This is a genomic window from Pseudomonas jinjuensis (genome assembly GCF_900103845.1).
GTDB classification, from domain to species: Bacteria; Pseudomonadota; Gammaproteobacteria; order Pseudomonadales; family Pseudomonadaceae; genus Pseudomonas; species Pseudomonas jinjuensis.
This window is the reverse complement of record NZ_FNIJ01000018.1, coordinates 1-12,282: the sequence shown is the minus strand read 5'-3', so window position 1 is coordinate 12,282 and position 12,282 is coordinate 1. Positions and strand designations below refer to the sequence as shown.

The 12,282-nt window shown below is 68.7% G+C and carries 10 protein-coding genes; 5 read left to right on the top strand and 5 right to left on the bottom strand.

Annotated features, from left to right (window positions below; genetic code table 11):
- Nucleotides 1–144: 144 nt before the first annotated feature.
- Nucleotides 145–2,049, top strand: coding sequence for a sigma-54-dependent Fis family transcriptional regulator (locus BLR75_RS21810; protein WP_084313290.1), 1,905 nt, complete (start codon nt 145–147; stop codon nt 2,047–2,049).
- Nucleotides 2,050–2,220: 171 nt separating this feature from the next.
- Here BLR75_RS21810 and BLR75_RS21805 read toward each other — a convergent pair whose 3' ends face one another.
- From BLR75_RS21805 to BLR75_RS21795, 3 genes are all read right to left on the bottom strand, one after another.
- Complete coding sequence (locus BLR75_RS21805; RefSeq protein WP_084313289.1) at nt 2,221–3,381, bottom strand: iron-containing alcohol dehydrogenase; 1,161 nt, start codon at nt 3,379–3,381, stop codon at nt 2,221–2,223.
- A 325-nt stretch (nt 3,382–3,706) separates the two neighbouring features.
- Complete coding sequence (locus BLR75_RS21800) at nt 3,707–5,098, bottom strand: aldehyde dehydrogenase family protein (RefSeq protein ID WP_084313288.1); 1,392 nt, start codon at nt 5,096–5,098, stop codon at nt 3,707–3,709.
- A gap of 174 nt (nt 5,099–5,272) precedes the next feature.
- Nucleotides 5,273–6,640 (bottom strand): glutamine synthetase family protein, encoded by a 1,368-nt coding sequence (locus tag BLR75_RS21795; protein ID WP_084313287.1) that lies wholly within the window; start codon nt 6,638–6,640, stop codon nt 5,273–5,275.
- A gap of 348 nt (nt 6,641–6,988) precedes the next feature.
- On the opposite strand from BLR75_RS21795, the gene mpl reads away from it, so the two are divergent.
- Genes mpl through BLR75_RS21780 form a run of 3 tightly spaced genes read left to right on the top strand, consistent with a single transcriptional unit; the run spans nt 6,989 to nt 9,320 of the window.
- On the top strand, nt 6,989–8,341 hold the full coding sequence (gene mpl / locus BLR75_RS21790) for a UDP-N-acetylmuramate:L-alanyl-gamma-D-glutamyl-meso-diaminopimelate ligase (protein ID WP_084313286.1): 1,353 nt from the start codon (nt 6,989–6,991) through the stop codon (nt 8,339–8,341).
- A 3-nt stretch (nt 8,342–8,344) separates the two neighbouring features.
- A complete protein-coding gene (gene ubiX, locus BLR75_RS21785; protein WP_084313285.1) occupies nt 8,345–8,974 on the top strand; it encodes a flavin prenyltransferase UbiX in 630 nt (209 codons plus the stop codon).
- 58 nt (nt 8,975–9,032) lie between these two features.
- Entirely contained in the window at nt 9,033–9,320 is a 288-nt protein-coding gene (locus BLR75_RS21780) for a YceK/YidQ family lipoprotein (RefSeq protein ID WP_084313284.1), read from the top strand.
- Between the two features lie 195 nt (nt 9,321–9,515).
- Here BLR75_RS21780 and BLR75_RS21775 read toward each other — a convergent pair whose 3' ends face one another.
- Together BLR75_RS21775 and BLR75_RS21770 are read right to left on the bottom strand one after the other, a co-directional pair.
- Nucleotides 9,516–10,157, bottom strand: coding sequence for a Rossmann-fold NAD(P)-binding domain-containing protein (locus BLR75_RS21775; RefSeq protein ID WP_084313283.1), 642 nt, complete (start codon nt 10,155–10,157; stop codon nt 9,516–9,518).
- 43 nt (nt 10,158–10,200) lie between these two features.
- Nucleotides 10,201–11,919: a C13 family peptidase gene (locus BLR75_RS21770; protein WP_084313282.1), complete on the bottom strand. Its 1,719-nt coding sequence runs from the start codon at nt 11,917–11,919 to the stop codon at nt 10,201–10,203.
- 142 nt (nt 11,920–12,061) lie between these two features.
- Between BLR75_RS21770 and BLR75_RS21765 the strand changes: the two genes are divergently transcribed.
- Nucleotides 12,062–12,282, top strand: a 221-nt coding sequence (locus BLR75_RS21765) for a transposase domain-containing protein (protein WP_175469379.1), incomplete at its 3' end; no start/stop codon positions are given.

Sequence of the window (12,282 nt, the reverse complement as noted above, 5' to 3'; positions counted from 1 at the left end):
TGTCCCCTTTCCGTGACAGTCGTGACCTGACGGTCGGCAGGGCGTTGCAATGTCTCCGAAGTCGGAGGATGCTGCGGAAACTGCGTCGGAAACTGCCTGAAGAATCCGACCTCGCTGCAGCACCGAGAACTGCGGAGAACAACAATGAGTGCGAACGATTCGAGTCGCCACGCCCGCCAGGTCATGACCGTGGCCGAGGGCCGTCTGCAGGCCAGCGGACCGGCGGCCGACCCGTCCATCGCCCGCTCCTGGCTGCGCTGCCTGGAGCAGTACCGCCTCGACCCGGGCCAGGCGCTGCCGCCCAGCGTGCTCGAACACGCGCGCATGCTCGAATGCCGCGAACATCTGCACCCGGTGCTGGAGATCGCCAGCGGCGAGATGAACAGCCTGCACCAGCAGCTCTCCGGCGCCGGCCATTCGGTGCTGCTCACCGATGCGCGCGGGGTGATCCTCGACTGCATCAACGATGACGCCGACCGTCGCACCTTCGAGCAGGCCGGCCTGCGCCTCGGCGCCGACTGGAGCGAGGCACGGGAAGGCACCAACGGCATCGGCACCTGCCTGGTCGAGCGCCAGGCCCTGACCATCCACCGCGACGAACATTTCCGCAGCCGCCACACCGGCCTCACCTGTTCCGCCAGCCCGGTGTTCGATCCCCACGGCGACCTGCTGGCGGTGCTCGACGTCTCCGCCGCGCGCCGCGAGCTGTCGCGGCAGAGCCAGTTCCACACCATGGCGCTGGTCAACCTGTCGGCGAAGACCATCGAGAGCTGCTACTTCCTGCGCCAGTTCGAGGACCGCTGGCTGCTGCGCTTCCACCTGCAGGCGGAGTACCTCGGCCTGTTCAGCGAGGCGCTGCTGGCCTTCGACGGCGACGGGCGCATCCAGGCGGCCAACCAGAGCGCCATCAACCTGCTCGGCAGCAGCCGCGAAAGCCTGGTCGGCCGCTCGCTGGAACACTTCTTCGACTGCCGACTCGACGACCTGCTGGCGCGTGCGCAACTGCAGCCGCTGGCGAGCTGGCCGCTGCGCGCGCACTCCGGGCGGCAGTTCCATGCGCTGCTGCGCGGTCGGCCGCGCAGCGTGCCGCAGGCGATTCCGCCGGCGCCACGCGCTCCGGGCCTGTGCCTGGGCGATCCGCAACTGGCCAAGGATTTCCGCCGTGCGCTGAAGGTCTATGCCCACGACGTGCCGCTGCTGCTGCACGGCGAGACCGGCTCCGGCAAGGAGGCGTTCGCCAAGGCCGTGCACCAGGCCGGCGAGCGCTCCGGCAAGGCATTCGTCGCGCTGAACTGCGCGGCGATCCCGGAAGCGCTGATCGAGAGCGAGCTGTTCGGCTACCGCGGCGGCAGCTTCACCGGCGCGCGCAAGGAAGGCATGAAAGGCAAGATCCAGCAGGCCGACGGCGGCACCCTGTTCCTCGACGAGATCGGCGACATGCCGCTGAGTCTGCAGACCCGCCTGCTGCGCGTGCTGGAGGAGCGCCAGGTGCTGCCGCTGGGCGACGGCGCGGCGCAGTCGGTAGACCTGCGCCTGATCAGCGCGACCCACCGCGACCTCGGCGAACTGGTCGCCGCCGGCACTTTCCGCGAGGACCTCTACTACCGCCTCAACGGCCTGGTGCTGGAACTGCCGCCACTGCGCGAACGGGCGGACAAGGCCGATCTGCTCGACCACCTGTTGCGCGAGGAATCGAAGGGCCGCCCGCCGCTGCTCGGCGAGGATGCGCGCCGGCAACTGCTCGATTTCCACTGGCCGGGCAACGTGCGGCAGCTGCGCAATGTGCTGCGCACGCTGGTGGCGTTGTGCGAGGACGGCTGGATTCGTCTGGACGACCTGCCGGCGGAGATTCGCCGGCCTCCCGCCGTTGCGAAACCATCATCGGAACCCGCCGAGGATGCCCTCCAGACCGCCGAACGCGCGGCGCTGCTGGCGGTGCTGGAAGGCCAGCGCTGGCACATGAGCCGGGTGGCGGAGAAGCTGGGGATCAGCCGCAATACGCTGTATCGCAAGCTGCGCCGGCATGGCATAAGCCGCGCCGAACCGTGACCCAGGCGTGGATGAGGTTCTTTTCATCCACCAGTTTCGGGGCCGCATGCGCGGCCATGGTGGATCGGTGGAGCGTGATCCACCCTACACCTGCCCCACCATCGCCGCGGGCCGGCGGAGCCTGTAGGAGCGCGCCATGCCCGCGATCGCGCGCATGGCGCGCTCCCAAGTTCAAATCCTCCCCTCCATCGCCGCCGCGAAAATCGCCGCCGTATCCGCCTCGCTCAACGGCCGCGGATTGCCTCCGGCGGACGGATCGACCACCGCCATTTTCGCGATGAGCTCTGCCTGTCCGTTATCCACACCCAGCTCCGCCAGGGTATGCGGCACGCCGATCTCGTCACGCAGCTCCAGCACGAAATCCAGGAACGCATCGAACCCCGGCGGCAGCAGGCCGAGGTAGGCGGCCACGCGGGCGATCTTTTCCTCGATCGCCGGGCGGTTGAACTGCAGCACGTAGGGCATGAACACGGCATTGGTCATGCCGTGGTGGGTGTCGTACAGCGCGCCGACCGGGTGCGACAGCGCATGCATGCCGCCGAGGCCCTTCTGGAAGGCGGTGGCGCCCATGGCGGCGGCGGCGAGCATGTCGGCGCGGGCGTCGAGGTCGTCCGGCGTGTGCACCGCGCGGCGCAGGGCGCCCGCCACCAGGTGCATGCCTTCCAGCGCGATGCCGTCGGCCAGCGGATGGAAGCCTGGCGCGCAGTAGGCTTCCAGGCAGTGGGCGAAGGCGTCCATGCCGGTGCCGGCGGTGATCCTGGCCGGCATGCCGACGGTGAGCGCCGGGTCGCTGATCACCACCTTCGGCATCATTCCGGGGTGGAAGATGATGCGCTTGGTGTGCGTGCGGTCGTCGGTGAGCACGCCGGCGCGGCCGACTTCCGAGCCGGTGCCGGCGGTGGTGGGGATGGCGATCACCGGGGCGATGGCGCTGGCGTCGGCGCGGGTCCACCAGTCGCCGATGTCCTCGAAGTCCCATACCGGCCGCGTCTGCCCGCTCATGAAGGCGATCAGCTTGCCCATGTCCAGCCCGCTGCCGCCGCCGAGGGCGACCACGCCGTCGTGCCCGCCGGCGCGGTAGGCGGCCAGCCCGGCTGCGAGGTTGGCTTCCACCGGGTTGGGCTTGAGGTCGCTGAACAGCTCCGCCGGCAGACCGGCGTCGTGCAGGGAGGCGAGGATATCCGTGGTCATGGGCGCGCTCGCCAGGCCGCGGTCGGTGACCAGCAGCGGGCGGAGGATGCCCTGGGTGCGGCAGAGTTCGGGCAGCTCGCGGATGCGGCCGACACCGAAGCGGACGGCGGTGGGGTAGGTCCAGTTGGCGGTTTTGGTCATCGACGGTCCTCGGTGGTGGGCGGGATGGTGGATGGGAAGAGCGCCATCCACCCTACGGAAAGCCTGGCGCTGGGGTTCCCTCACCCCAACCCTCGGCTTAAGCTCCTGCGTCGCCCTACCTCCTACATCCCTGTAGTCGTCTCCCGGAGGGAGAGGGGGCAGATTGGCGTCGGGATGAATGCCGTGCCAACTGGCAACTCCGGACGGTCCCCTCTCCTCGGGGAGAGGGTTAGGGTGAGGGGAAACAGGCAACGCCGATGCTCATCGTTCCCACGCTTCCGCGTGGAAATGCATCCCTGGACGCTCCTGCGTCCATCCCATGCCCTCACAACTCATGCCGCAGGTGAAACGACTTCGGCCGCGTCAGGCACTCGTAGCCGACCCGCGACAGGGTGGCGCCGTGGCCGCTGTGGCGGACGCCGGTCCAGGCCAGCGCCGGGTCGAGATAGTCGCAGCGGTTCATGAACACGGTGCCGGTGGCCAGCGCGTCGCCGATGCGTTCGGCGGCGGCGAGGTCGGCGGTCCAGATCGAGGCGGTGAGGCCGAAGGGGCTGTCGTTCATCAGAGTGATGGCCTGTTCCTCGGAGCACACCGGCATGATCCCGACCACCGGGCCGAAGCTTTCCTCGCGCATCACCGCCATGTGGTGGTCGACGTCCACCAGCACCTGCGGCGCCAGGTAGGCGCTGTCGATGGGCATGGCGGCGAAGCCGTGGGGGTCGATCAGCGCCTTGGCGCCCTGGGCCTGGGCGGCGGCGATCTGGCCGCGGACGAAGGCGGCGGCCCTGGGGCTGACCAGCGGGCCGAGGGTGGTGGCTTGCTGCAGCGGGTTGCCGAGCACGTACTGGCGGGTCAGTTCGGCGAAGGCTTCGACGAAGCGCGGGTAGATGGCCCTGTCCACGTAGATGCGCTCGATGCCGCAGCAGCTCTGCCCGGAATTGAAGAAGGCGCCGTCCACCAGGTTTTCCACCGCGTGGCCGAGGTCGGCGTCGGCGCGCACGTAGGCCGGGTCCTTGCCGCCGAGTTCCAGGCCGAGGCCGAGGAACTGCCCGCAGGCGGCCTGCTGGATTTCCGCGCCGCCGACCACCGAGCCGGTGAAGTTGACCTGCTGGATGCGCCCGGAGCCGATGATCGAGGCGGTCTGCTCGTGGTTCAGCAGCAGGTTGTGGAATAGCCCTTCCGGCAGGTTGGCGCGGCGGAACGCCTCGGCGAAGCGCTCGCCGACCAGCAGGGTCTGGCTGGCGTGCTTGAGCAGCACGGCGTTGCCGGCCATCAGCGCCGGGATCAGCGAGTTCACCGCGGTGAGGTAGGGGTAGTTCCACGGCGCGATGACCAGCACCAGCCCCAGCGGCTCGCGGCGGATGTAGCGGCGGAAGCCGGTCTTCGGCTCCGGCTCGATATCGACCAGCGCGGCAGGGGCGATCTCGATCATGTGCCGCGCGCGTTCGGCGAAACCGCGCAGCTCGCCGGCGCCATGGCGCACCGGGCGGCCCATCTGCCAGGCCAGCTCGGGGACGATCTCGTCGCCCATCTCCAGCATCGCCTGCACCGCCGCGTTGCAGAACGCCGCGCGTTCCTCCAGCGGGCGCCGGCGCCAGGCGTGCTGCGCCTGCTCGGCGGCGTGCAGGGCATGGTCGATGGCGGCGGCGCTGGTGTACGGCCGTTCGGCATAGAGGCTGCCGTCGACCGGGGATATCAGGCGGATGGCGTCGCTCATGCGGGTACCCCCTCGATCGTTGGGTTGGCGGGTTGCACCCGCCCTGCATATGAAACTCCGTACCTGTAGGAGCCAGCTTGCTGGCGATCCGTTGCCGCTCATTACGACGAAGCTGCCGGAAAGGATGGCTATCGCCAGCAAGCTGGCTCCTACGAAAAGCCAAAAGCGGCACGGCTAATACCGCTCGAAGCCCCGGCGCAATTCCCAGTCGGTCACGCGCCGGTCGTATTCCAGCTGCTCCCAGTTGGCCGTGTGCAGGTAGTGGGCGACCACCTCGTCGCCGAAGGCCTGCTTGAGCATCTTCGAACCCTTCAGCGCGCTGGCGGCGTCGCGCAGGGTCTTCGCCACTTCCGGCAGGCGGCTGTTCTGGTAGGCGTCTCCTGCATAGGGTTTGCCCAGTTCCAGCTGTTCGTCGATACCGGCCAGACCGGCGGCGATCAGCGCGGCGTAGGCCAGGTAGGGGTTCAGGTCGGCACCGCCGATGCGGCATTCGATGCGGATCGCCGCGCTGTCCTCGGCGCACAGGCGGAAGCCGGCGGTGCGGTTGTCGCGGCTCCACACCGCGCGGGTCGGGGCGAAGGTGCCGACCTGGAAGCGCTTGTAGGAATTGATGTAGGGCGCGAGGAACCAGGTGATGTCTCGGGCGTATTTGAGCTGCCCGGCGACCCACTGGCGCATCAGCGCGGACATGCCGTATTCCGCCTTTGGATCGTGGAACAGCGGCTTGCTGCGCTTGGTGCTCCACAGCGAGCTGTGGATATGGCAACTGGAGCCGGCCAGGTCGTAGCGCCACTTGGCCATGAAGGTCAGCGCCTTGCCGTGCTGCATGGCGATTTCCTTGCAGGCGTGCTTGATGATGCTGTGGCGGTCGGCCATGGTCAGCGCATCGGCGTAGCGCACGTTGATCTCTTCCTGCCCCGGCCCCCATTCGCCCTTCGAGTTCTCCACCGGAATCCCTGCCGCCTGCAGGTTGCGGCGGATGGCGCGCATCACCGGCTCCTCGCGCATGGTCTGCAGGATGCTGTAGTCCTCGATGTCGTAGTTGATCGGCCGGGGCTGGTGGTAGTTGCGCCGGTGGATGGCCTCGTAGCTCTCGTCGAACACGTAGAACTCCAGCTCCGAGGCGAACATGCCCCTGTAGCCGCGCTCCTCCAGCCGGGCGATCTGCCGCTTGAGGATGCCCCGCGGGCTGTGCGGCAGGTCGTGGCCGTGGTGGTCCTGCACGTCGCACAGCACCAGCGCGGCGCCCTCCACCCAGGGCACCAGGCGCAGGGTGGAGAGGTCGGGCTTGAACACGAAGTCGCCGTAGCCCTTCTGCCAGCTGGCGGCGGCGTAGCCGGGCACCGGCTCCATGTCGATGTCGTCGGCCAGCAGGTAGTCGCAGCCGTGGGTTTCCTCGTGGGCGCTGTCGAGGAAGAACTCGACCTGGAAGCGCTTGCCGATCAGCCGGCCCTGCATGTCGACGATGCAGGCCATCACGGTGTCCACGCTGCCGGCTTCGGCCAGCTTGCGCAGCTCGGCGAGGGTAAGGGGGGCAGTCATCCTGGCGGTCCTCCTGAAAGTCCTGGCGTTGCGGGTCGCCGGCCCGTCGAAGACGACTTCCCCCTGTTGGCTGGAAAAGCACCGAAAAAGCGGGGCTCGGGCCTGTACGACATGGAAACGGCATGCCGCCCGGATGCATGCGGGGGATGCAACGAACTCTAGTCCAGAATCCGTCGGCAAGCCGGCGAGACGGCAGTGTCCGGCGCTTTCGTCGCCACGGCCGGAGCGTGCGGAACCCTCGCCGCCGGCCGCCGTCTGATCCGTCCGGAGCCCCGCCGCCCGCGGCCGGCGCTGTGCTAATCTGCCGCGCAATCAAGGCACCTTCGCTGCTTTCCCGCAGGAGTTTTCATGCATATCCACGTTCTCGGCATCTGCGGTACCTTCATGGGCTCGCTGGCCGTGCTGGCCAAGGAGCTCGGCCATCGGGTGACCGGCTCCGACGCCAACGTCTATCCCCCGATGAGCACCCAGCTGGAAGCCCAGGGCATCGAGCTGATGCAGGGCTACGACCCCGCCCACCTGGAGCCGGCGCCGGACCTGGTGGTGATCGGCAACGCGCTGTCGCGCGGCAACCCGGCGGTGGAGCATGTACTGAACAAGGGCCTGCCCTACGTATCCGGCCCGCAGTGGCTGGCCGACCACGTGCTGCAGGGCCGCTGGGTACTCGCCGTGGCCGGCACCCACGGCAAGACCACCACCAGCAGCATGCTGGCCTGGGTACTGGAGCATGCCGGCATGAGCCCGGGCTTCCTGATCGGCGGCGTGCCGCAGAACTTTGGCGTCTCGGCGCGGCTCGGCGGCACGCCGTTCTTCGTGGTCGAGGCGGACGAGTACGACAGCGCCTTCTTCGACAAGCGCTCCAAGTTCGTCCACTACCGCCCGCGCACGGCGATCCTCAACAACCTGGAATTCGACCACGCGGACATCTTCCCTGACCTCGCCTCCATCGAGCGGCAGTTCCATCATCTGGTGCGGACCATCCCCGGCGAGGGCCTGATCATCCATCCGGAAAGCGAAGCCGCGCTCAAGCGCGTGCTCGGCATGGGCTGCTGGACCCCGGTGCAGACCACCGGCGCAGGCGGCCAGTGGCAGGCGCGTCTGCTGGCGGAAGACGGCTCGCGCTTCGAGGTGTCGTTCGAGGGGCAGGCGCAGGGCACCGTGGACTGGGAGCTGACCGGACAGCACAACGTCGCCAACGCCCTGGCCTGCCTCGCCGCCGCGCGGCATGTGGGCGTGGTGCCGGAGCTGGGCTGCGCCGCGCTGTCGGCCTTCCGCAGCGTGAAGCGGCGCATGGAGAAGGTCGCCGAGGTGCAGGGCGTGACCATCTACGACGACTTCGCCCACCACCCGACCGCCATCGCCACCACCCTCGACGGCCTGCGCAAGCGCGTCGGCGATGCGCCGGTGATCGCCATCATCGAGCCGCGCTCCAACTCCATGAAGCTCGGCGCCCACCGCGACGGCCTGCCGGACAGCGTGTTGCAGGCCGACCAGGTGTACTGGTACGCGCCGCCGAACCTCGGCTGGGACCTGGCCGCCACCGCAGCGCTGTGCACCGTGCCGTCGCAGGTGTGCGATTCGCTGGAGGCGATCATCGAGCAGGTGAAGGCCCAGGCCGCACCGGGCACCCAGGTGGTGATCATGAGCAACGGCGGCTTCGGCGGCCTGCATGGCAAGCTGGCGAAGGCGCTGGAGGGCTGAAGCATGGTCGGAGCCGAACGCATCACTCTCGCCATGACCGGCGCGTCCGGCGCCCAGTACGGCCTGCGCCTGCTGGACTGCCTGATCCAGGAAGACCGCGAGGTGCACTTCCTGATCTCCAAGGCGGCGCAACTGGTCATCGCCACCGAGACCGACGTCACCCTGCCGGGCAAGCCGCAGGCGATGCAGGCGTTCCTCAGCGAATACACCGGCGCCGCGCCGGGGCAGATCCGCGTCTACGGCAAGGAAGACTGGATGGCCCCGGTGGCCTCCGGCTCCGGCGCGCCTTCGGCGATGGTGGTGGTGCCCTGTTCGACGGGCACGCTCTCGGCCATCGCCACCGGCGCCTGCAACAACCTGATCGAACGCGCCGCCGACGTCGCCCTGAAGGAGCGCCGCCAGCTGATCCTGGTGCCGCGCGAGGCGCCGTTCTCCAGCATCCACCTGGAGAACATGCTCAAGCTGTCCAACCTCGGCGCGGTGATCCTGCCGGCGTCGCCGGGCTTCTACCACCAGCCGCAGTCGGTGGACGACCTGATCGACTTCGTCGTCGCGCGCATCCTCAACCAGCTGGGCATCCCGCAGGTCATGCTGCCGCGCTGGGGCGAGCACTATCTTGTCAGCGATGAGTGAACTCGTTGTAGGAGGGGGCCATGCCCGCGACCAGCTTCGGCACAAGAGCGTCGCGGGCATGGCCCGCTCCTGCGGGGTGGTCATCCTCGCGCTGCTGTTGAGCGGCTGCGCCACGGTGAAGACCCTCGACGCAGCCAAACCCGGCGCGCCGCTGATCTACGCCGGCACCCGCCTGGACTGGTACGCCATGCACGGCGGCTGCTGTCCGATGGACCGCTTCGGCGCCGAACCCCCGGCCTACCCGGCCGTCGACCTGCCGGGCAGCGCGTTGCTGGATACGCTGCTGCTGCCGTTCTCGGTGGCGGCGGAGCTGGGCATCGGCTTGCAGGTGTGGGGCGGGTATTGAGCCTGCATTTCGCGGGCATGGCCCGCTCCTGCAAGATTTCATGGTTCCCACGCTCCCGCGTGGGAACCCATCCGGGGACGCTCCGCGTCCCATCGACGCGGGAGCGTCGAGAGCGGCATTCCCACGCAGGAGCGTGGGAACGATAAACGCCGAACGTCCCGTAGGAGCGGGCCATGCCCGCGACCGGCCGCGAGGTTACTTGCCCAGCTTCCTCAACTCCGCCGATTCGACGATGCGAATCCCCGTGCCCTGTTCCAGCGCCAGACGCCATAGCGCGCGGGCCAGGGCGCAGGCCTCGATGCCATGCAGCTTGCCCGGCAGCATGCGCGAGAAGGGCGCGGCGAGCACGTCGGCGAGGCGGACTTCCTCGCGCTGGCCGAGCAGCACGGGCGGGCGGGCGATGGTCAGTTGCGGCCAGCCCTGTTCCCTCAGGGCGTCTTCCATCTCGCCCTTGACCCTGTCGTAGAAGTTCGGCGACTTGCTGTCCGCCCCCAGCGCGCTGACCACCAGGTAGTGCTTCGCGCCCAGCTCCAGGGCGCGCTTGCCGACGGCCAGCGGCAGCTCGTAGTCGATCGCGCGGAACGCCGCCTCCGAGCCGGCCTCCTTGAGGCTGCCGCCGAGGCAGCAGAACACCGTGTCGATGGGACCCTTCAGCTGCGGGAGCAGCTCGGCCAGCGTGCCGTTGGGATTGTCCAGGCGCGGGTGCTCGGCCAGCGGCCGGCGGGTAGGCGCCAGTACGCGGCGGACCGTCGGCTCGTTGAGCATGCGGTCCAGCAGATGTTCGCCGGTGAGTCCCAGAGCGCCGGCGAGCAGTACATGAGTGGGAGTCGAGGCCATCTGTGCTTCTCTCCTGATACACAGTTACAGCTTAGTTGTCAGCCTAATGTTTCGCCTGCACGCTCACGCCCGGGGTTTCCATGGCGAAGCGCGCCCGCTCCTCGCGCAGCGCCTGCCAGCGTTGCAGGACTGCCGGCGGCGCCCACAGTTGCGGCTCGGAGGGCTCGAAGTCTTCCTCCTTCTCGCGGCGGGCGACGCTGTCGCTGGCCATGGCGAAGGCCTTCTGCAGGTCGTCGGTGCTGCTCAGCGCCTCGGCGAACAGGGCGCGGCCGAAGTAGGTGAAGTCGGCGTCCTCGGAGCAGCCGAAGGACACCCGGTCGCTGCGCGCGGCGGTCATGATCAGGGTCCGCTCGTCCTTCAGCGGCGGGATGAAGCCGCCGCTGTAGCAGGCGGAAATCACCAGCACCTTGTAGCGATCCTTCAGCGGTTCCAGCAGCGTCGCCAGTTCGGCGGCGGGCAGGTCGTCGAGGCGCATGCCCGGCATGTCGAGGACGAACTGGTGGTCATGGGAGCCGTGGCTGGTGAGGTAGATGAACAGCATGTCCTCCAGGCCGCTGCGTTCGGCCAGGGTGCGCAGCGTGCGCGCCAGGCTTTCGCGGGTGGCCAGCGGGCGGTCGGCGATGTGGTCGCGATGGTTGACCAGGCGCGCCACGCCGAGGGCGCCGAAGCGTTTGCCGAGCAGGTCGGCGACATAGTCGGCCTCGCGCAGGAACACGCTCTGCCGGCCGTCGCCGCCGACGGTGAGGGCATAGAGCTCGACCTTCGGCGTGGAGCGGGGAATCGCCGCCAGCGTCTTCTCCAGCAGCCCACCCTGTTCCAGCAGGCCGATTTCCAGCGGATTGGGCAGGCTGCGGCCGCTGGCGTCGCGCAGCAGCCGCCCGCCGCTCCAGTTGCCTTTCTCGATGCGCCCGTCGCCGTGGGTGAGGGTGCCTTCGCCGGAGTAGCGGCCGCGGGCGAAATTGCCCTGGTAGATGCGGCCATCCGCCTGGCTGAGGGTGCCCTGGCCGTCGAACTGCCAGTTGAAGAACTGGCCCTTGTAGCGGCTGCCGTCGGCACCGAGGAACTCTCCCGGCCCGCTCAGCGCGCCCTCGCGGAAGCGGCCGATCCACACGTCGCCGTCGCCGTTCTCGAAGCGCCCCGGGCCGTCGAACTGGTCGTTGCGGAACTGCCCGCTGTAGTGGTCGCCGGCTTCGTCGCGGAAGGTGCCTTCGCCTTCCAGCGTGCCCTTGCTGAAGTTGCCGCTGAACTGGTTGCCGAGGCCATCGTCGCGCACGCCCTGGCCGCTGGCCTCGCCCCTGGCGAACTGTCCCTGGTGGCGCGAACCGTCGGGCAGTTGCAGCATGCCCAGGCCATCGTAGCGGCCGTTTCGGAAGCCGCCGCTGTAGCGGGTGCCGGCCTGTTCCAGACGGCCCTCGCCGTCGAATTCGCCCTTGCGGAAGCGCCCCTGGTAGACGCCGCCGCCGGGCAGTTCGAGGCGGCCTTCGCCATCGAACAGGCCATTGCGGAATTCGCCGCTATAGTGCGAGCCGTCGGCGCCGTGCCATTCGCCCCGGCCGTTCTGCAGGCCCCGGTCGAACTGGCCGCGATACCAGGCGCCGTTGTCATAGTCCAGCCGGCCTTCGCCCTGCAGCCGGCCGTCCACCAGCTCGCCGCGATAGCGCGCGCCATCCGGCAGCCGCGCATCCGGCGGGATGAGGGGTTCGCCTTCGCCACAGGCGGCGAGCAGGGCGATCAGGGTCAGGGGAAGCAGGCGCTGGAGCATGGGACGGTCGGAGCGGAGGAGGGGCTTTCCAGTGTGGCGCAAAAAAGCCCGCATTTCGCGTAATGCTGTTCACTTAAGCATTTGAGCCTCAGCGGGGCCTTCCCTGAAAATCCGATGCCAGACTTCTGGCATCGGATTTTTTATGTCTTTCCAACAGCATCTGCTCGACTTGGGCGACCTGTTCAACTTCTCCGATCTGAGCACCTTCACCCAGAACATTCCGGTCGAGTGGGTGGAATCCGCGCTGCACCTTTCCTCGCAGGCCACCATCCGGCGGCGGCGCCTGCCTGCCGATCAGGTGCTCTGGCTGGTACTGGGCATGGCGCTATTCCGCGATGAGCCCGTCCATGAAGTGGCCAGGCG